Below are 18,581 nucleotides of genomic sequence, written 5' to 3'. Positions count from 1 at the left end.
AGACGCTCACAAAGAAGCGCAGCAAGAAAAAGGGAACAAGAAAATGACCAAAGTCATCCGGAACGGTACCATCGTCACCGCCGACCGAACGTGGAAGGCCGACGTGCTGATGCAGCACGGCAAGATCGTCGCCATCGGCTCGAACCTGCATGGCGACCACGAGTTCGACGCCACCGGCTGCTATGTCATGCCGGGCGGCATCGATCCGCATACTCATCTCGAAATGCCCTTCATGGGCACCTATTCGGCCGACGATTTCGAATCCGGCACGCGCGCGGCCCTTGCCGGCGGCACGACGATGGTGGTCGATTTCTGCCTGCCGGCGCCGCAGCAGTCGCTGCTCGAGGCGCTGCAGATGTGGGACAACAAGACCTCGAAGGCGGCCTGCGACTATTCCTTCCACATGGCGATCACCTGGTGGGGCAAGCAGGTTTTCGACGAGATGGCTGATGTCGTCGACAGGGGCATCACCTCGTTCAAGCACTTCATGGCCTATAAGGGCGCGCTGATGGTGGACGACGACGAGATGTATTCCTCGTTCCAGCGTTGCGCCGATCTCGGCGCGCTGCCGCTCGTCCATGCCGAGAACGGCGACGTGGTGGCGGCGCTCTCGCAAAAACTGCTCGCCGCCGGCAACAACGGCCCCGAGGGCCACGCCTATTCGCGGCCGCCGGAAGTGGAGGGCGAGGCGACAAATCGCGCCATCATGATCGCCGACATGGCCGGCGTGCCGCTCTATGTCGTGCATGTCTCGTGCGAGCAGAGCCACGAGGCCATCCGCCGCGCCCGCCAGAAGGGCATGCGGGTGTTTGGCGAGCCGCTGATCCAGCATCTGACGCTCGACGAGACGGAATATTTCAACAAGGACTGGGACCATGCGGCGCGCCGCGTGATGAGCCCGCCCTTCCGCAACAAATTACACCAGGATTCGCTGTGGGCAGGGCTGCAGGCCGGGTCGCTGCAAGTGGTGGCGACCGACCACTGCTCCTTCACCACCCAGCAGAAGCGCAACGGCGTCGGCGATTTCACCAAGATCCCGAACGGGACCGGCGGTCTCGAGGATCGCTTGCCGATGCTGTGGACGACCGGCGTCAATACCGGCCGGCTGACGATGAACGAGTTCGTCGCGGTGACCTCGACCAACATTGCCAAGATCCTCAACATGTACCCGAAGAAGGGCGCGATCGTCGAAGGGGCGGACGCCGACATCATCGTCTGGGATCCGAAGCGCAAGAAGACCATCTCGGCCAAGAAGCAACAGTCGGTAATCGACTACAACGTCTTCGAAGGTTTCGAGGTGACGGGCCTGCCGCGCTTCGTCTTCTCGCGCGGCGAATTGTCGATCGAGGAAGCGGACGTAAAGGCCAAGGTCGGCCATGGCGAGTTCGTCGCTCGCGAGCCGAATGCCGCGGTCAACCGGGCGCTGTCGACCTGGAAGGAGATTTCCGCGCCGCGCAAGGTGGAGCGTACCGGGATTCCGGCGACGGGGGTTTGAACATGCGTGTTCTTGATCTTGCGATCGCGGCAGCCGCGATGCTGGCCGCCGGCGAGGCCCTAGCCGCGGGCATAGACCTGTCCAAGCCTTACGGCGACAAATATGGCTGCATCAACAGGAACGGCCAGAAGGTCTATGCCGATAAGATGCTGCTTTTGACCGATAAGGAATTGATCACTGCGGCCAGCGCCTGCACCTTCAGCGACAGCCAAGCGCAGGCCGACGGATCGATCGTGGTGACGGCAAAATGCGAGGCGGATGGCGAAGAAGGGCAGTCGCCGACCAAGTTCACCATCAAGCGCAGCGCAAAGAACGCGAAGAAGCTGGTGATTGCCGACGAGGACGGTACTGTCTATGGGGAAGTGTCCCGGTGCCGATGACGGCCAGCCACCCTCATTCGACGATCTCAGGCGACCAGTCGACTATTTCAGCCGACCAGTCGACTATCTCAGCCGACCAGTCCATCCAGTTCCGGCAGCAGGACGACGCTTTCCTGCTCGTTGGGATCGGTGCGGGCGATCACCGCCGAGGAGGGGGCGCCGCTCAGATTGGCCGGAAGATGCGGCACGCCGGCCGGAATGTAGAACAGGTCGCCGGCCTTGACGACGATGTGATGCTCGAGCCGGTCGCCATACCAGGTGTGGACTTCGCCCGAGAGCACGTAGATCGCCGTCTCGTGGTTTTCATGCATATGCGCCTTGGCGCGGGCGCCGGGCGGCATGGTGAGAAGATGCATGCAGATGCCGGAGGAGCCGACGGTTTCGGCGGCGATGCCTGCGAAATAACTCAGCCCCTGCTTGCCTTGATAGGTGCTTTCGGGGCGAACAAGACGACATGTGGGTTTAGGCGACATCGGCAAGGCTCCGGGCGGCGTCGATCGGGTGGGACAGGACGAGTGGAAAGCAAGGCTATCATAAAATCAACCGGATTGCGGACATCGCGGCAGCGGCTGCGCAAGGCAGGCTGCAGCCAATGACCGAACAGCCGCCAGCCGTCGTTTCGGCAAGCAAGCTCGGCCTCACCTTCCAGACCAATGACGGTCCGGTGCAGGCGCTCTCCAATGTCGATCTGACCATCGGCAAGGGCGAATTCGTCTCCTTCATCGGCCCGTCCGGCTGCGGCAAGACCACCTTGCTGCGTGTCATCGCCGATCTGGAAAAGCCGACTTCCGGAACGATCTCCGTCAACGGCCTGACGCCCGAGCAGGCGCGCGAGAAGCGCTCCTACGGTTATGTCTTTCAGGCCGCCGCCTTGTTCCCGTGGCGCACGATCGAGCGCAACGTGGCGCTGCCGCTGGAGGTCATGGGCCTCAGCCAGGCGGAGCAGGCGGAGCGCATCAAGCGCACCATGGAACTGGTCAACCTCTCCGGTTTCGAAAAGAAATATCCGTGGCAGCTTTCCGGCGGCATGCAGCAGCGCGCATCGATCGCGCGCGCTTTGGCCTTCGATGCGGACCTGCTTTTGATGGACGAGCCGTTCGGCGCGCTCGACGAGATCGTGCGCGACCATTTGAACGAGCAGCTTCTCGATCTCTGGGACCGGACCAACAAGACGATCTGCTTCGTCACCCATTCGATCCCAGAGGCGGTCTATCTGTCGACGCGCATCATCGTGATGTCGCCGCGGCCCGGCCGCGTCACCGACATCATCGAATCGACGTTGCCGAGGAAGCGGCCGCTCGACATCCGCGAGACGCCGGAGTTTTTGGCGATCGCCGCGCGCGTGCGCGATGGGCTGCGGGCAGGGCACAGCTATGATGATTGAGGCGGCATTTCCTGGAGCACCCCTCATCCGACCTCGCTTTGCGAGGCCACCTTCTCCCACAAGGGGAGAAGGGAAGTCCTGGGCAAGCGTTGCCGCAAATCGCCAACGTCGGGGATCTGCGGGAGCGGCAACGTTGGGCTCTTCCTTCTCCCCTTGTGGGAGAAGGTGGCCTCGCAAAGCGAGGTCGGATGAGGGGTGCTCCAGGAAATGCCTACAGCAAAACAGAGCCCAAGCGTTGGCCTGCCAACGAAGGTCGGTCTAGATGGACTCCTTCCGTTCCAAGGTCATCCCCGTAACCACCATCCTCGCTGGCGTGGTGGTGCTCTGGTACGTTTCCGCCGTCGTCCTCAACGCGCCGTTCCAGCGCGACCTCGACCGGCGCGCCAACGAAACACCCGGCACGGTCGAGTTCATCGGCAAGACGCTCTCGCAGCCGAAGCCGACGCTGCCGGCGCCGCACCAGGTGGCGGTGAATTTCTTTGACAATACGTTCCTGCGCGGTGTCACCTCGAACCGCAGCCTGGTCTACAATGCGTGGGTGACGCTGTCCTCGACGCTGCTCGGCTTTGTCTTCGGCACCGCGCTCGGCATCGTCATTGCGGTCGGTATCGTGCATGTGGCGACGCTCGACCGCAGCCTGATGCCGTGGATCATCGCCTCGCAGACCATTCCGATCCTGGCGGTGGCGCCGATGATCATCGTGGTGCTGGCGGCCGTCGGCATCACCGGCCTGATCCCCAAGGCGCTGATATCGACCTACCTGTCGTTCTTCCCGGTCGCCGTCGGCATGGTGAAAGGCCTGCGCTCGCCCGAGCTTATGCATCTCGACCTGATGCACACCTACAATGCCAGTGCCTCGCAGACGTTCTGGAAGCTCAGGGTGCCGGCCTCGGTGCCGTTCCTGTTCACCTCGATGAAGGTGGCGGTGGCGGCAAGCTTGGTCGGTGCCATTGTCGGCGAGCTGCCGACGGGTGCGGTCGCCGGTATCGGCGCCAAGCTGCTCGCGGGCGCCTATTACAGCCAGACCATCGATATCTGGTCGGCGCTGGTCGCGGGCTCGATCGTTGCGGCGCTGCTGGTGATGGTGGTCGGCATTGCCGGCAGGGTGGTTGATCGCGCCATGGGCGGGAGGCCGGCATGAACCGGCTGAAGCCATCCTGGCAGGCTTTGCTTGCCATCCTTCTTTGCCTGGTCGCCTTCGCGCTCGGCGCGATGTCGAAACCGGAAGTCGCGGCTTTGGCCGAGCCCACGGCGACCATTGCCTACCCCTATGTGGGAGCAAAAGGCCTGATCGTCGGGCTGCTGCTGATCGCGGCCCTGGTCTCGATGGTGAAGCTCACGCCGATCGTTGAAGCCGTCCTGCTGTTCGTCGGCGCCCATGCCGCAGCCTGGCTCTTGATCAAGGGCATTGCCGGTTTCGAGGGCATGGCACTGGCGCCATATTTCCTGCTGCTTGCCGCTGCCTGGCTGCTTGCCTGGCGCTGCGTTGCCTTGTTGTCGTCATTGCGTCCTGGCGAAAGCGTGGCAAAGACAGCGCTGCGCCTCATCATCCCGGCGATCTTCGGGGCCTGGATCCTGATCATCTGGGAAGCGGTCACACGCGGCGCCGGCATACCCTTCATCCTTTTGCCGCCACCCAGCGCCATCGGCGCGCGTATCGCCAATTCACTGCCGGTGCTCGGCGCCGATGTCCGCCAGACGATCCTCAAGGCGGTGATCTTCGGCTATGTCGTCGGCAGCGGAACCGGCTTCCTCGTGGCAATCGCGGCCGACCGCGTGCCGTTCCTGCGGCGCGGGCTGCTGCCGATCGGCAATATGGTCTCGGCGCTGCCGATCATCGGTGTCGCGCCGATCATGGTCATGTGGTTCGGCTTCGACTGGCCGTCCAAGGCAGCAGTGGTCATCATCATGACCTTCTTTCCGATGCTGGTGAATACCGTCGCCGGGCTCGCCGCCTCCGGGCATATGGAGCGCGACCTGATGCGCACCTATGCATCGGGCTATTGGCCGACCTTGCTGAAGCTCAGGCTGCCGGCGGCAATGCCGTTCATCTTCAATGCGCTGAAGATCAACTCGACACTGGCGCTGATCGGCGCCATCGTCGCCGAGTTCTTCGGCACGCCGGTGGTCGGCATGGGATTCCGCATCTCGACGGAAGTCGGGCGGATGAACATCGACATGGTGTGGGCCGAAATCGCAGTTGCAGCCCTTGCGGGTTCGGTCTTTTATGGCGTGGTCGCTCTCATCGAGAGAGCCGTCACGTTTTGGCATCCCTCTGTCCGAGGTGGATAGGGGCGGTGGGTTTGGGTGCTAACTTCAGAGGGTAAAAAACATGAAAAGACTGCTGATTTCTGCTCTGGCCGGCGCGATGTCGCTGGCCGCCTTCCAGGCGATGGCCGCCGACAAGGTGACACTGCAATTGAAATGGGTCACGCAAGCCCAGTTTGCCGGCTATTATGTCGCCAAGGCCAAGGGCTTCTATGATGCCGAGGGCCTCGACGTCGACATCAAGCCGGGCGGCCCGGACATCGCGCCCGAGCAGGTGATCGCCGGCGGCGGCGCCGATGTCATCGTCGACTGGATGGGCGGGGCGCTCGCGGCCCGCGACAAGGGCGTGATGCTCGTCAACATCGCCCAGCCGTTCAAGAAGGCGGGCATGGAACTGGTCTGTCCGAAGGACGGCCCGGTCAAGACGGAAGCCGACTTCAAGGGCCATACGCTCGGCGTCTGGTTCTTCGGCAACGAATATCCGTTCTACGCCTGGATGAACAAGATCGGCCTCAAGACCGATGGCGGCCCGGACGGCGTCACCGTGCTCAAGCAGAGCTTCGACGTGCAGCCGCTGATCCAGAAGCAGGCCGACTGCATCTCGGTGATGACCTACAACGAATACGGCCAGGTGCTGGATGCCGGCTACAAGCCTGAAGACCTCACCGTGTTCAACTACTCGGCGATGGGCAACGACCTCTTGGAGGACGGGCTCTATACGCTTGAGGACAAGCTTAAGGATCCGGCCTTCGAGGACAAGATGGTGCGTTTCGTGCGCGCCTCGATGAAAGGCTGGAAATACGCCACCGAGAACACCGACGAAGCAGCCGGGATCGTCGTGGACGCTGGCGGCCAAGACGAAAACCATCAGAAGTTCATGATGAAGGAAGTGGCCAAGCTGATCGACAATGCGGACGGCAAGCTGATCCCGGCCGCTTACGAGCGCACCGCGAAGGCTCTGCTCGACCAGAAGATCATCAGCAAGGAGGCGAGCGGCGCCTACACGACCGCAATCACCGACAAGGCGATCAAGTAAAATCTGCGCTCGAGGCAGAAGGTGGAAGGGGCGGGCGACCGCCCCTTTTCCGTGGTTGCGGTAAAATAAATGTGCGCAGGGATACATCGGGCCTCCCAACCGTTGCATTGATGCATCCGCGCGCCGGGGAGGCGTGGAGGATGCTGCAATCAACGGAGGTTCTTCATGCGCATCCTATCCGTGCCAATGCTTTCGGCTTTGGCCGTCTCGACCGCCTTCCTCATCGCATCGCCGGTCATGGCCGAGACGATGAAATTCAAGGCGACGCTCGACGGCAGCCAGCAGAACCCGCCCGTGACGACCAAGGGCAAGGGCACCGCCACGCTCACCTTCGACACCACCAAGAAGAAACTCACTTGGAACGTCAAATATTCCGGCCTCAGCGGGCCGGCCGTGGCTGCTCACATCCATGGCCCGGCGGATATGGGCGCAAATGCTGATCCGGTCATCCCGTTCAAGAAACTGAAGAGCCCGATCAAGGGGTCGGCGACGCTGACCGATGCGCAGGCGGCCGACCTGGAAGCCGGGAAGTACTACGTCAACGTCCACACCGCCGCCAACAAGGACGGCGAGATCCGCGGGCAGATCGAGAAGTCCGGCGGAGCGATGTAGCGGCGGGTTCTAAAGCGCGTCGCGATGAAACAGATTCAGGCGACGCGCTTTAAGTCTTTGTTTTGACGCAATTCCGGGCGGAAGGCTACGGCGAAGGCGCCGAGCCTAACCGGTCACACTTTTCCTTGAATTGCTCTAAGCAGGAACGAGGCTGAAAGCGCCTCGTTGCTGCCGAGTCACGACTTGTCACGAATCTGGGTGAGCGTGCGCGTCGGCGTGATCGCTTCGGGATCGAGCCTGATCTCGACGATCGCCGGCTTGCCGCTGGCCCGTGCGCGTTCGAACGCAGGGGCGAAGTCTTCCGTCTTCTCCACCGTCTCGCCATGGCCGCCATAAGCGCGCGCGAGGGCGGCGAAGTCCGGGTTCTTGAGGTCCGTAGCGACGACGCGGCTCGGATATTCCCGCTCCTGATGCATGCGGATCGTGCCGTAGATGCCGTTGTTGACGACGATCACGATGATCGGCAGGTCGTATTGGATAGCCGTCGCGAACTCCTGGCCGTTCATCAGGAAGCAGCCGTCGCCGGCGAAGGCAATGACTTCGCGATCCGGATACAAGGCCTTGGCGGCGACCGCCGCCGGGGTGCCGTAGCCCATCGAGCCGGAAGTGGGTGCCACTTGCGTGGCGAAACGGCGCGAGCGGTGAAAACGATGCACCCAGGTTGCGTAGTTGCCGGCGCCGTTGGCGAGGATGGCGTCTTGCGGCAGCACCTTCTCCAGATAGTTCATGATTGGGCCCATCTGGACGTCGCCGGGGCCGGTCTGCGGCGGCGTCGACCATTCGAGATAGGCGGCATGTGCCTTTTCAGTCTCGGCCGCCCAGGAAGGCTTGGCTGCGGGCTTGCGCCTGGCAAAGGCCTCGACGAAGGCGACGGGCGAAGCATTGATCGCCAGCGTCGGCCGGTAGACGCGGCCGAGCTCGCCGGCATCGGCATGGACATGCACCAGCGCCTGGTCGGGATAGGGGCTTTTCAGCAGCGTGTAGTCCGAAGATGGCATCTCGCCCATGCGGCCGCCGATCAGCAGAACGACGTCGGCCTGCTTGATCGTCGCCGCCAGCTTCGGGTTGATGCCGATGCCGACATCGCCGGCATAGTTCGGATGCAGATGGTCGAACAGCATCTGGCGGCGGAATGAGCAGCCTACGGCCAGCGACCACGTCTCGGCGATCGCGCGCATCCGCGCCACCGCTTCCTCGCTCCAGCGCGTGCCGCCGAGGATGACGAACGGGCGCTTGGCGCCGTTAAGCAGCATTTGCAGCGCATCGAGCTCGGTTTCGCCCGGGCGGGTCTCGACCGGCGTGTGCGGCAGCGCTTCAGGCGCCTCGACCTCGCTGGTCAGCATGTCTTCCGGCAGCGAGATGACCACCGGGCCGGGGCGGCCGGATGTCGCCACCGCGAAGGCGCGGGTGACGAATTCGGGGATGCGCGCTGCATCGTCGATTTCGACCACCCACTTGGCGATGTCGCCGAAGAAGCGCTTGTAGTCGACCTCCTGAAAAGCCTCGCGCTCCTTGGCATGGCTGGCGACCTGGCCGATGAACAGGATCATCGGCACCGAATCCTGCATGGCGATGTGGACGCCGGCGGAGGCATTGGTGGCGCCGGGGCCGCGGGTGACGAAGCAGATGCCGGGCTTGCCGGTCAGTCGGCCCTGGCAGTCGGCCATCATCGCGGCGCCGCCTTCCTGGCGGCAGACGATGGTGCGGATCGACGCGTCGTGCAGCGCGTCGAGCACCGCGAGATAGGATTCGCCCGGCACGCAGAAGATGCGGTCGGTGCCGTTTGCTTCGAGCGCCTCGACGATCAGTTGTCCGCCGGTCTTCATTTTGCTCTCTCCAGTTCGGCAAGGATTTCGTCCGTGTGCTCGCCAAGACGCGGCGAGGGACGTTCATAGACCAGCGGCGTGCCCGACATTACCATCGGCGCGCGTACGGAAGGCAGGCGATTGCCATGGCCGTCGTCGAGGTCGAGGCGCATGCCGCGCGCGATCGTCTGCGGATCGGCGAACATCTGTTCGATCGTGTTGATCGGGCTTGCCGGCACGCCCGCGGCCTCCAGCTGCGTCAGCAACGGATCACGGTCGAATGCCGCCAGCGTCTCGATGATCCGTTCGCGCAGCTTCGCGCGGTTGGCGACGCGAGCCGGATTGGTGGCGAAATCCGGATTGGCGGGCAGATCGGCCAGGCCGACCGCGGCGCAGAATTTGCCGAACTGGCCGTCATTGCCGACGGCGAGAATGATATGGCCGTCCCTGACCGGCAGCACCTCGTAAGGCGCGATGTTCATATGCGCATTGCCCATCTGCACCGGCGACTTGCCGGAGACCAGATAATTGAGGTTCTGGTTGCCGAGCGCGGAGATCTGGCTGTCGTAGAGCGCCATGTCGATGTGCTGGCCCTCGCCGGTCTGTTCGGCATGGCGAAGTGCGGCCTGGATGGCGATCACCGAATAGAGGCCCGTGAACAGGTCGGAAATGGCGACGCCGGCCTTCTGCGGCTCGCGGCCTGCTTCGCCGGTGATCGACATCATGCCGGCCATGGCCTGGATGATGAAATCGTAGCCCGCGCGCGGCGCGTAGGGGCCGTCCTGGCCGAAGCCGGTGATCGAGCAATAGACGAGGCGCGGGTTGGTCGCCCTCAGGCTCTGATGGTCCAGACCGTATTTCTTCAGGCCGCCGAGCTTGAAGTTCTCGATCAGGACGTCCGCGGTGGCGACCAGCTTGCGGAGCGTGCCGGCGCCCTCCGGCTTGGAGAAATCGATAGCGATCGAGCGCTTGCCGCGATTGCAGGAATGATAATAGGCGGCCGAGAGGTTCTCGCCGTCATGGCTCATGAGGAAGGGCGGACCCCATTTGCGGGTGTCGTCGCCGCCGTCCGGGCTCTCGACCTTGATGACGTCGGCGCCCAGATCGGCCAGCAATTGCCCCGCCCAGGGGCCCGCCAGGATGCGGGCAAGTTCGATAACGCGGATGCCTTTCAGCGGTGGAGCGGCCATGGATCACCGTGTTCTAACGAAACGCTGGCTCTAGCAACACGCACCGGCCGTGTCACGACCCATACGATAGGCCACGCCGGATCAGGATTTCAGCACGCTGTCCGCCCAGGCGGCGAATCCATTCATGACGGCGTCGCGGTTGATCTCGTTCAGGCTTTCGTGGCGGGTCTCGGCGTAAACCTTTGAAGCCAGATTCGAAAAACCCATCGCTTGCATGCGTTTGGCGAGGTGGTTGACCGCCTTGCCGTAATCCGATGCAGGATCCTTCTCGCCGCCGACAAGATTGACGAAGAGGTCGCGCCGAACGCCTGCGAAGCTGGAATCCTTGCCGGCGTGCTGTGCCATGTTGACCACGTCGCGCCACATCGAAATCGAGGCGTCCCAGCCACAGAGCGGATCGGCGACATATTTGTCGACCTCGACCGGGTCGCGCGACAACCAGTCGAATAAGGTCCGGTGGTTGGGCACGGCCTTGCCCCAGGCCTGGAAGGTGAGTTTTGGCAGAAGCCGCGACGGCACGTCGGAACCCAGCCGCATCCGCTCCCAGCCCAGGATGAGGAGCGCCAGCTGGCCGAGCAGGCCTTGCGAGAAATTGCCGTTCCAGATCGCGGCGGCATGGACGCGTTCGGAGTGGCGAAGCACGAAGTTCAGCGCGATCGAGGCACCGAGCGAATGTCCAAAAGCGAGGACAGGCAGTCCCGGATGCTCGGTCGCGATCAGGTCGTGAACGGCGCCGACATCGGCAATCACCTTGGCGATGCCGTCATTGTCCGCGAATTTGCCGAGCGGCGCGTCGGCTGCCTTCGTCGCGCCATGGCCGCGATGGTCATGGGCGTAGACGTGGAATCCGCGCCCGCTGAGGAAATCGGCAAAGCGGGCGTAGCGCGCCGCATGCTCGGCCAGGCCGTGGTTGATCTGGACCACGGCGCGCGGGTCCCCCGCGGCTTGTCGCACATAGAGGTTGAGATCGGCCCCGGTCGGTGAGGCCAGTCTGGTCTGCTTGTCGAATGGCATGTCTCGCTCCCTCGGCGACTGTTGGGCGAGGCTTCTGCCTGCGTCAAGTGGATGAGCGCGCTTGGCAATGTGCTACGCTGGCAATTCGCTGCGTCGCGGAGGCACTCAGGGCAGCTCGCGAATTCGCGAGCTGGAAGCATTCAGATTTGGGGATTGTTCTTCGCGCAGTGAAAAAATCGCAATTCTGACACGACGCCTGTTCTAGTGTGCCGAATCCAATACGGTTCAATCCTTGCCGGGAGAGTGGGAATGCGGGTCTGGGCACTGTGGGGTGCGGTTGTTCTGGCTGTGGCAGGCGTCAATGTGGCCAATGCCGATGTGAAGATGAGCGGTACCTTCGTGTCCGATAGCGCCTGTCCGGCGACGCAAGCCATCAAGAGCGGCAAGAACCCCGGCAACATCTCGACCGAAGCCGGGCAGAGCTACGAGCTTCTTGCCGGCAACAAGGACGAGCCCACCCACTATCTCATCCAGGTGCCGGGCGCCGATCCAGAGCGGCGCTGGGTGAAGATCAACTGCGGCCATGTCACCGGCGGCAGCGCCGCGGCCACGCCTGCGCCTTCGGGCCAGACCAAGCCGTCGCCGTCGGCCTCCGGGAAACCCGAATATGTCTTTGCGCTGAGCTGGCAGCCGGCTTTCTGCGAGACCAAGGCCAGCAAGCCCGAATGCAAGGCGCAGAGCCCCAGCGAGTTCGATGCTTCGCATTTTACGCTGCATGGGCTGTGGCCGCAGCCGAACGGCAATTTCTATTGCCAGGTGCCGGCAAGCGACAAAGCCAACGACAATCCGGCGCATTGGGCAGACCTGCCACCGGTCAATCTCGATGCCAATACCCGCGCCGAGCTCGACCAGGTGATGCCAGGCACCGCCTCCAGGCTGGAGCGGCACGAATGGATCAAGCACGGCACCTGCTACGGCAAGAGCCAGCAGGAATACTTCTCCGACGCGCTCAACCTGATGCGGGCGGTGAACGGCTCGGCGGTGCGCGATCTCTTCAACAAGAACATCGGCAAGCAACTGACCTCGGACGAGATCCGCGGCGCCTTCAACGAAGCCTTCGGCTCAGGCGCCGGGGATCGCGTACGCGTTTCCTGCCTGGTCGACCCGTCGAGCGGCCGGCGTATGATCGGCGAGGTCACGCTCGGCCTGTCCGGTCCGATCGGCCCGGACAGCAAGCTTGCGGATCTCTTGATGGCGTCCGCGCCGACAGGCAAGGCCGGTTGCCCGAAGGGCACGGTCGACGCGATCGGCTTCCAATAGACGTAATAGCCGTAGTTGCACAGCTAGGTGGCCGGACTTGGGGCGCAAATCAGCGAAAGCGCCGGGATCGGACGCCATCGCACCGAAAGCGATTGCCGTTCGGCGCTTCATCGCCTACATAGCGCGCAACCCCCATCCACCTTGACACTTCAGTTTCCAGGGAAAGCGCGCGTGGCTCGCCAGTTCATCTATCACATGTCCGGCCTGTCTAAGGCCTATGGCACCAAGAAGGTGCTCGATAACGTTCACCTGTCCTTCTATCCGGACGCCAAGATCGGCATCCTCGGCCCCAACGGGTCAGGCAAGTCGACGATCCTGCGCATCATGGCCGGGCTCGACAAGGAGTTCCAGGGCGAGGCGTGGCTGGCCGAGGGCGCGACCGTCGGCTACCTGGCGCAGGAGCCGCAGCTCGACAACACGAAGACCGTGCGTGAAAACGTCATGGACGGCGTCGCCAGGAAGACCGCCATCATCGAGCGCTACAACGAGCTGATGATGAACTATTCCGACGAGACGGCGGACGAGTCGGCCAAGCTCCAGGACGAGATGGACCGCCTGAACCTTTGGGACCTCGAGCAGCAGGTCGAAATGGCGATGGACGCGCTGCAGTGCCCGCCGCCTGAATCCGAAGTGACGAACCTGTCGGGTGGCGAGCGTCGCCGCGTAGCACTCTGCCGTCTGCTGCTCGAACAGCCCGACCTGCTGCTGCTCGACGAACCGACCAACCATCTCGACGCCGAGACCACGCAATGGCTGGAAAAGCATTTGCGCGATTACCCGGGCTCGGTCTTGATCATCACCCACGACCGCTACTTCCTCGACAACGTCACCGGCTGGATCCTCGAGCTCGACCGCGGCCGCGGTATCCCCTACGAGGGCAACTACACCAGATATCTCGACGCCAAGGCCAAGCGCCTGATCCAGGAAGGCCGTGAGGACGATGCCCGCCAGAAGTCGATCTGGCGCGAACGCGAATGGATCCAGTCGTCGCCGAAGGCCCGCCAGACCAAGTCCAAGGCGCGTATCCAGGCCTACGAGGAACTCGTCGAGCAGTCGCAGAGCCGCAAGCCGACCGACACGCAGATCGTCATCCCGGCGAGCGAGCGCCTCGGCAACGTCGTCATCGAGGTCGAGGGCGTCAACAAGGGCTTCGCGGATGAGGTGTTGATCGAGAACCTGTCGTTCAAGCTGCCGCCGGGCGGCATCGTCGGCGTCATCGGCCCGAACGGCGCCGGCAAGACGACGCTGTTCAAGATGTTCACCGGCCAGGAAAAGCCGGATGCCGGCTCGATCCGTATCGGCGAGACGGTCAAGCTCGGCTATGTCGACCAGAGCCGCGACGCGCTCGATGCGAACAAGACGGTGTGGGAGGAAATCTCCAGCGGCGCCGAAATCATCAAGCTCGGCAAGCACGAAGTCAACAGCCGCGCCTACTGCTCGTCGTTCAACTTCCGTGGCGGCGACCAGCAGCAGAAGGTCGGCAATCTCTCGGGCGGCCAGCGCAACCGCGTGCACCTGGCCAAGATGCTCAAGGGAGGCGGCAACGTGCTTTTGCTCGACGAACCGACCAACGACCTCGACACCGAGACGCTGAGCGCGCTGGAAGACGCCCTGGAAGCCTATGCCGGCTGCGCCGTCATCATCAGCCACGATCGCATGTTCCTCGACCGCATGGCGACCCACATGCTCGCCTTCGAGGGCGACGCGAATGTCGAATGGTTCGAAGGCAATTTCGAGGGATACGAGAAGGACAAGCTGCGCCGGTTGGGCGCGGAAGCAGCAGCGCCGCACCGCATGACGCATAAGCGGCTGACGCGGTAGGAAGCTTACAAACGCTCGAACTGCGCAACAAATTGCTTCGCTAGCGTCTCGCTGGCGAAGCGCCTAATCTCTTCGTAGTCTGGGCGGTGTTCTGCATTGTCCGGCGATTTCAGAACGACAAAAACCCCAGTGTCGGCAACTACCTGAAACGTTAGGTCTTCACTCTCTACAGGCGTTGCGTGACGTGCGCCGCAGCTCGGGCACTCGTCATCACACATGCAGGACCATTCGTCGATCCAATGTTCACTGCACCTGTAGCATTCGTAGTGGTTTGCAAACCAGGCCATGTCGGAGCCTCCCTACGCCGCGAGACTATAGCGGATTGCTTCTAATACGATAGCGCCCACGAGAAACGAAATCGAGATATCCGCTATCCCGAAGAACTTGCAGTTGCTGACGAATCTTTGGCCGGACATTCCTGTTGTGCGGATATAGAGCGCTCAATCTCCCTTCAAACGTGTAGACCTGCTCGATATCAAATTCCACAGTGCCGATCAGATCGACGCATTTCATAACTTCGACTAGCCAGCCACGAGCTTCCGCTTCCTTCTCGCGAAGAAAGAGGGTCTTCTGCCATTGCGCAATAACAGCTTCCTTTGGGATTGGAACGCTGTTTCGAACGATATAGATTCGCCCCGAATTCGGTACGCGATTGAGCAGTATGTTCGAGCCGATCCATCCCGCTCTCCTTGCTGTTGGGGCAAGCGGCGTTCTCTTCTCAATAATGTCTGGAATGAAGAAGTGCTTAGGCACCACACAAACGTTTAATACCGCCATTTTGTTGAGATCGTAGTTTAGCAATATCAGGTTTGGATTAGTTGACGATGCCAGCCTATCGATCTTGGTAAAGTATGCACCGTCGGCAACCTTGGCGCCGAAGGCTTTCTTCTGGCTCTTCAGCTCGAATTGGTCACTACAGTCACCGCAGAAAAAGTCAGCAACGGGCAGGTTTGCGGAAAACTGCGTCAACCGTGAACCGGCGCAATTAGGGCAGTAAATCCACTGGGAAACCCACTGTTCAGTCCAGACCCTCGCGCGCTGAGAGCCACTGACGTATTTGGCTTGCGCTTCTTCGAAACCAAATTTCATTCGCGATTGAAGCCATCTGGATGTAACTGTTCGAACCTATCGTTTTGCCATGGCCGCGATCAAGAGCCTGATAGCACTGCAGAAAGCCCCGTCGCCCTTTTTTGGCTTCGAGCGATGTCAGCATGCGCCGGGGTCAATACAGATATGGATTACGACAGAGATGGATTACGATGACACGCGAGGACTGGTCCGCCGCCCAATATCTGAAGTTCGAGGATGAGCGCACGCGGCCGGCGCGTGATCTCGTGGCGCAGGTCCCGGTCGATTTTCCGCGCCGCGTCGTCGATATCGGCTGCGGTCCGGGCAACTCGACCGAGCTTCTGGTCGAGCGCTGGCCGGATGCCGAAGTCAGCGGCTTCGACACGTCGCCCGACATGATCGAGAAGGCCAGGGCGCGGCTGCCGAACGTCAATTTCGAGCTGGCTGACGCCGCCGGGTGGCAGCCCGAGCATCCTGTCGACGTCATCTTCGCCAACGCCGTCTTCCAGTGGCTGCCGAAACATCCGGCGGTGTTCCAGCGGCTGATGGGACTTCTGGCGCCGGGTGGCGCTCTTGCCGTCCAGATGCCGGACAATCTCGGCGAAGCCTCGCACCAGCTTATGCGCGAGACCGCGGCGGAAGTGCCGTTTGCAACCAGGCTCGAGGGCGCCGCGCGCGGGCCGCTGCCGCCAGTGTCGTTCTATTACGATCTGCTGTCGCCGCTCGCCGACCGGCTCGACATCTGGCACACCATCTACAACCATCCGCTGGCCGATGCCGAGGCGATCGTCGAATGGGTCAGGGCGACGGGCCTGAAGCCGTTCCTCGATCCGCTCGACGCGGATGAGAGGAAGCTGTTCCTCGACACCTACACGGCGAAGATCGCCAAGGCCTATCCGAAGACGGCGAACGGCAAGGTGCTGCTGCGCTTCCCGCGCATCTTCATCGTGGCCAAACGCGCCCTAGGCTCCCTGCTTTCCGGAGCGCTTGACCCGGTTGCGCCGTCATGCGCATTTCACCCGTCTGGACCAGGGTGGACCGTCCACGGGGAGCAATGACATTGGGCAGGATGGTTCCCGGAAGCGGTCAGTGCGTGGCTGCTATTGTTTCTTTTTCGATCACCGCCGAGGCCAAGCCGGCGCGCTGCTTCACCACCGACGACGGTTATTATCCGTGCAACTACAACGCTTTGGACGGCGAGGGCAGTTTCCGTGTCTCGGCGCCGGGCTATCCCACCATCACGCTGGAAATCGACCAGCCCGGCTTTGCCTTCGGCTATGCCAGGCTCGGCGGCCGCAACCGATCGCTGCCCGGCCAATACGTGCGCAGCCGCGATGACGGCGCCTGCTGGAACAACCCGCAGACCAACACAAAACTGTGTGCCTGGTGAACCGGCGCGTGGAGTTTAAGCTGGCTTAAACCGGCCAAATGCGACAAGGGTTGCCCCGGGCCGTTTCCGCGCCCACATCAGAGCCGCAAGGCCCGTGCCTTAGACGGATTGGACATGCATCGCGTCATCATCAGCGGCATTGGCGCCGAAATCCCTGAACCCGTCATCACCAATGAAGAGCTGGTCGCAAGCTTCAACAGCTGGGTCGACACCGAGAATGCGCGCCGCGCCACCACCGGCGAAACGTTGCTGCAGAAATCGGACAGCGACTTCATCGTGCATGCCTCGGGCGTGAAGAGCCGCCATGTCATCGAGCGCGAGGGCATACTCGACCCGACCCGCATGACGCCGCGCATTCCGGCGCGACCGGACGATGCGGTGTCGTTGGAGGCGGAGTTCGGCCTCGCCTCGGCCAGGAAAGCGCTTGCCCATGCCGGGGTTGATGGATCGGACATCGATCTGGTGATCTGCTCGGCCTCGCATCATCAGCGGCCCTATCCGGCGATCGCCATCGAGATGCAGGAGGCGATCGGCGCCAAAGGCGCCGGCTTCGACATGGGCCTCGGCTGCTCTTCCGCTGCTGCCGCGCTGCATGTCGCCGTCAACCTGGTGAGGGCTGGGGTGCACAAGCGCATCCTGGTGTCGACGCCCGAAATCATCACCGGCCATCTCAACTTCCGCGACCGGCAGACGCATTTCATCTTCGGCGACGCTTCGGTCGCCATGGTCGTCGAGGGACTGGCGCAAGGCGAGAAGCGGCCGGGGCGCTTCGAGGTGCTCGACACGCGGATCTGGACGCAGATGTCGAACAACATCCGCACCAATCTCGGTTACCACACCCGCACCGCCCAGGACGATCCCTACATGATCAATCTGGAAGGCAATCTCATCAAGCAAGTCGGCAACAAGGTGTTCAAGGAAGTCACCGTCGCCGGCCAGAAATTCATTGTCGAGTTCCTGGCCGAGCACGGGCTGACACCGGACGGCATCCGCCGCTTCTGGCTGCACCAGGCCAATGCGCGCATGAATGCGATGATCCTGAAATTGTCCTTCGGCCACGATGTCGACCATGACCGCGCGCCGATGGTTCTGGAGCGGCTCGGCAACACGGCCGGCGCCGGCGCCATCGTGGCGCTGTCGGAAAACCATGCCGACATGAAGGCCGGCGATTTCGGCCTGATCTGCGCCTTCGGCGCCGGCTATTCGATAGGCGGCGCGCTGCTGCGCATGCTTTGAATTTCAGCAAATCCTGCCGCGGTCAAGCCGGCGCGAAAGGCACCAGCATCGGCACGCGCCTGGCGTAGTCGTCATAGGCCGGGCCAAGCTCACCGCGCAGGAAGCTCTCTTCCAACTTCGCCTTGACAACGATGCCGACGAGCAGCAGCGCGGCGCCGGCGATGCCCCAGACCGTACCTTTGGCCGCCATGGTAGCCAGGATTGACAGCAGCAGTCCGGTGTAGATCGGATGACGCACAAGTCCGTAGGGACCGGTATCGACCACCCGATGATCGGCCTTTGCGGTGATGGTGCCCGACCATAACCGGCCAAGATGCAGGCGCGCCCACCAGGCGAACGCGATGCCGATGGCAATCAAGGCGACGCAGATCCACGCCACGGTGAGCGTCGGCATCCAGAGCCGCAGCCGGCCGACATAACCGTGCGCCGGCACGAACAGCAGGACGGTGCCGGCGATCCACAGCGCACGATATTGAGCCTCCGCCTTGAAGCCGGCGCGCTTGTGCACCGGATCGGCCCACAAAGCGGCGAGCGCCCACGACACCAGCCAGATCAACCAGAGTGCCGCGATTGCCGGTCCGGGTTGCATACCGACCTCCTGCTTGCGGCGCCATCAAGCGGC

18 protein-coding genes and 1 pseudogene are annotated in these 18,581 nt (G+C 62.7%); 12 read left to right on the top strand and 7 right to left on the bottom strand.

Going from position 1 to position 18,581, the window contains the following annotated elements; translation table 11 throughout:
* Positions 1–43: 43 nt before the first annotated feature.
* Entirely contained in the window at positions 44–1,495 is a 1,452-nt protein-coding gene (gene hydA / locus RFM68_RS02985; protein ID WP_320231166.1) for a dihydropyrimidinase, read from the top strand.
* 2 nt (positions 1,496–1,497) lie between these two features.
* Positions 1,498–1,875: a hypothetical protein gene (locus RFM68_RS02980; protein ID WP_320231165.1), complete on the top strand. Its 378-nt coding sequence runs from the start codon at positions 1,498–1,500 to the stop codon at positions 1,873–1,875.
* 68 nt (positions 1,876–1,943) lie between these two features.
* On the opposite strand, the gene RFM68_RS02975 is transcribed toward RFM68_RS02980, so the two are convergent.
* On the bottom strand, positions 1,944–2,348 hold the full coding sequence (locus tag RFM68_RS02975; protein WP_430694813.1) for a cupin domain-containing protein: 405 nt from the start codon (positions 2,346–2,348) through the stop codon (positions 1,944–1,946).
* Positions 2,349–2,467: 119 nt separating this feature from the next.
* On the opposite strand from RFM68_RS02975, the gene RFM68_RS02970 reads away from it, so the two are divergent.
* The 5 genes from RFM68_RS02970 to RFM68_RS02950 all read left to right on the top strand — a co-directional run bounded on the left by RFM68_RS02970 (position 2,468) and on the right by RFM68_RS02950 (position 7,175).
* Positions 2,468–3,259: an ABC transporter ATP-binding protein gene (locus RFM68_RS02970; protein WP_320231163.1), complete on the top strand. Its 792-nt coding sequence runs from the start codon at positions 2,468–2,470 to the stop codon at positions 3,257–3,259.
* A 262-nt stretch (positions 3,260–3,521) separates the two neighbouring features.
* Positions 3,522–4,400, top strand: a complete 879-nt coding sequence (locus RFM68_RS02965; protein ID WP_320231162.1) for an ABC transporter permease — start codon at positions 3,522–3,524, stop codon at positions 4,398–4,400.
* Positions 4,397–5,551: an ABC transporter permease gene (locus tag RFM68_RS02960; RefSeq protein ID WP_320231161.1), complete on the top strand. Its 1,155-nt coding sequence runs from the start codon at positions 4,397–4,399 to the stop codon at positions 5,549–5,551. The genes RFM68_RS02965 and RFM68_RS02960 overlap by 4 nt, the downstream gene beginning before the upstream one ends.
* 40 nt (positions 5,552–5,591) lie before the next feature.
* A complete protein-coding gene (locus RFM68_RS02955) occupies positions 5,592–6,563 on the top strand; it encodes an ABC transporter substrate-binding protein (protein ID WP_320231160.1) in 972 nt (323 codons plus the stop codon).
* A gap of 165 nt (positions 6,564–6,728) precedes the next feature.
* Positions 6,729–7,175: a CHRD domain-containing protein gene (locus RFM68_RS02950; RefSeq protein ID WP_320231159.1), complete on the top strand. Its 447-nt coding sequence runs from the start codon at positions 6,729–6,731 to the stop codon at positions 7,173–7,175.
* A gap of 176 nt (positions 7,176–7,351) precedes the next feature.
* Here RFM68_RS02950 and RFM68_RS02945 read toward each other — a convergent pair whose 3' ends face one another.
* From RFM68_RS02945 to RFM68_RS02935, 3 genes are all read right to left on the bottom strand, one after another.
* Positions 7,352–9,001: a thiamine pyrophosphate-binding protein gene (locus RFM68_RS02945; RefSeq protein ID WP_320231158.1), complete on the bottom strand. Its 1,650-nt coding sequence runs from the start codon at positions 8,999–9,001 to the stop codon at positions 7,352–7,354.
* Positions 8,998–10,170, bottom strand: coding sequence for a CaiB/BaiF CoA transferase family protein (locus tag RFM68_RS02940; RefSeq protein ID WP_320231157.1), 1,173 nt, complete (start codon positions 10,168–10,170; stop codon positions 8,998–9,000). Before RFM68_RS02940 ends, RFM68_RS02945 begins: the two co-directional genes overlap by 4 nt.
* An 81-nt stretch (positions 10,171–10,251) precedes the next feature.
* The gene (locus RFM68_RS02935; RefSeq protein ID WP_320231156.1) at positions 10,252–11,184 is read right to left on the bottom strand and encodes an alpha/beta fold hydrolase; all 933 of its coding nucleotides are present in this window, start codon (positions 11,182–11,184) and stop codon (positions 10,252–10,254) included.
* Positions 11,185–11,433: 249 nt separating this feature from the next.
* Here RFM68_RS02935 and RFM68_RS02930 point away from each other — a divergent pair, with 249 nt between their 5' ends.
* Positions 11,434–12,444 carry a ribonuclease T2 family protein gene (locus RFM68_RS02930; protein WP_320231155.1) on the top strand — a complete coding sequence of 337 codons (1,011 nt, stop codon included), beginning with the start codon at positions 11,434–11,436 and terminating at the stop codon, positions 12,442–12,444.
* A 171-nt stretch (positions 12,445–12,615) separates the two neighbouring features.
* Positions 12,616–14,265 (top strand): energy-dependent translational throttle protein EttA, encoded by a 1,650-nt coding sequence (gene ettA, locus RFM68_RS02925; RefSeq protein ID WP_320231154.1) that lies wholly within the window; start codon positions 12,616–12,618, stop codon positions 14,263–14,265.
* 5 nt (positions 14,266–14,270) lie between these two features.
* Here ettA and RFM68_RS02920 read toward each other — a convergent pair whose 3' ends face one another.
* Complete coding sequence (locus tag RFM68_RS02920) at positions 14,271–14,552, bottom strand: hypothetical protein (RefSeq protein ID WP_320231153.1); 282 nt, start codon at positions 14,550–14,552, stop codon at positions 14,271–14,273.
* 25 nt (positions 14,553–14,577) lie between these two features.
* Positions 14,578–15,354 (bottom strand): DpnI domain-containing protein, encoded by a 777-nt coding sequence (locus tag RFM68_RS02915; RefSeq protein WP_320231152.1) that lies wholly within the window; start codon positions 15,352–15,354, stop codon positions 14,578–14,580.
* A gap of 170 nt (positions 15,355–15,524) precedes the next feature.
* Here RFM68_RS02915 and tam point away from each other — a divergent pair.
* The 3 genes and pseudogenes from tam to RFM68_RS02900 form a co-directional block, all read left to right on the top strand.
* A pseudogene (tam, locus tag RFM68_RS02910) lies at positions 15,525–16,295 on the top strand (trans-aconitate 2-methyltransferase); the annotation flags it as partial.
* Positions 16,296–16,426: 131 nt separating this feature from the next.
* Positions 16,427–16,723, top strand: a complete 297-nt coding sequence (locus tag RFM68_RS02905) for a hypothetical protein (RefSeq protein ID WP_320231151.1) — start codon at positions 16,427–16,429, stop codon at positions 16,721–16,723.
* A gap of 114 nt (positions 16,724–16,837) precedes the next feature.
* On the top strand, positions 16,838–17,959 hold the full coding sequence (locus RFM68_RS02900) for a beta-ketoacyl-ACP synthase III (protein ID WP_320231150.1): 1,122 nt from the start codon (positions 16,838–16,840) through the stop codon (positions 17,957–17,959).
* Between the two features lie 22 nt (positions 17,960–17,981).
* On the opposite strand, the gene RFM68_RS02895 is transcribed toward RFM68_RS02900, so the two are convergent.
* Positions 17,982–18,548, bottom strand: a complete 567-nt coding sequence (locus RFM68_RS02895; RefSeq protein WP_320231149.1) for a methyltransferase family protein — start codon at positions 18,546–18,548, stop codon at positions 17,982–17,984.
* Positions 18,549–18,581 lie beyond the last annotated feature (33 nt).

Source organism: Mesorhizobium montanum (assembly GCF_033977145.1).
GTDB lineage: Bacteria > Pseudomonadota > Alphaproteobacteria > Rhizobiales > Rhizobiaceae > Mesorhizobium > Mesorhizobium montanum.
This window is presented reverse-complemented; position numbering and strand designations above follow the sequence as displayed.

Excerpts from the sequence above, each read along its gene's own strand:
- hydA (WP_320231166.1), top strand. The coding sequence starts at position 44 with ATGACCAAAGTCATCCGGAACGGTACCATCGTCACCGCCGACCGAACG.
- RFM68_RS02980 (WP_320231165.1), top strand. The coding sequence starts at position 1,498 with ATGCGTGTTCTTGATCTTGCGATCGCGGCAGCCGCGATGCTGGCCGCC.
- RFM68_RS02975 (WP_430694813.1), bottom strand. The coding sequence starts at position 2,348 with ATGTCGCCTAAACCCACATGTCGTCTTGTTCGCCCCGAAAGCACCTAT.
- RFM68_RS02970 (WP_320231163.1), top strand. The coding sequence starts at position 2,468 with ATGACCGAACAGCCGCCAGCCGTCGTTTCGGCAAGCAAGCTCGGCCTC.
- RFM68_RS02965 (WP_320231162.1), top strand. The coding sequence starts at position 3,522 with ATGGACTCCTTCCGTTCCAAGGTCATCCCCGTAACCACCATCCTCGCT.
- RFM68_RS02960 (WP_320231161.1), top strand. The coding sequence starts at position 4,397 with ATGAACCGGCTGAAGCCATCCTGGCAGGCTTTGCTTGCCATCCTTCTT.
- RFM68_RS02955 (WP_320231160.1), top strand. The coding sequence starts at position 5,592 with ATGAAAAGACTGCTGATTTCTGCTCTGGCCGGCGCGATGTCGCTGGCC.
- RFM68_RS02950 (WP_320231159.1), top strand. The coding sequence starts at position 6,729 with ATGCGCATCCTATCCGTGCCAATGCTTTCGGCTTTGGCCGTCTCGACC.
- RFM68_RS02945 (WP_320231158.1), bottom strand. The coding sequence starts at position 9,001 with ATGAAGACCGGCGGACAACTGATCGTCGAGGCGCTCGAAGCAAACGGC.
- RFM68_RS02940 (WP_320231157.1), bottom strand. The coding sequence starts at position 10,170 with ATGGCCGCTCCACCGCTGAAAGGCATCCGCGTTATCGAACTTGCCCGC.
- RFM68_RS02935 (WP_320231156.1), bottom strand. The coding sequence starts at position 11,184 with ATGCCATTCGACAAGCAGACCAGACTGGCCTCACCGACCGGGGCCGAT.
- RFM68_RS02930 (WP_320231155.1), top strand. The coding sequence starts at position 11,434 with ATGCGGGTCTGGGCACTGTGGGGTGCGGTTGTTCTGGCTGTGGCAGGC.
- RFM68_RS02920 (WP_320231153.1), bottom strand. The coding sequence starts at position 14,552 with ATGGCCTGGTTTGCAAACCACTACGAATGCTACAGGTGCAGTGAACAT.
- RFM68_RS02915 (WP_320231152.1), bottom strand. The coding sequence starts at position 15,354 with ATGAAATTTGGTTTCGAAGAAGCGCAAGCCAAATACGTCAGTGGCTCT.
- RFM68_RS02900 (WP_320231150.1), top strand. The coding sequence starts at position 16,838 with ATGCATCGCGTCATCATCAGCGGCATTGGCGCCGAAATCCCTGAACCC.
- RFM68_RS02895 (WP_320231149.1), bottom strand. The coding sequence starts at position 18,548 with ATGCAACCCGGACCGGCAATCGCGGCACTCTGGTTGATCTGGCTGGTG.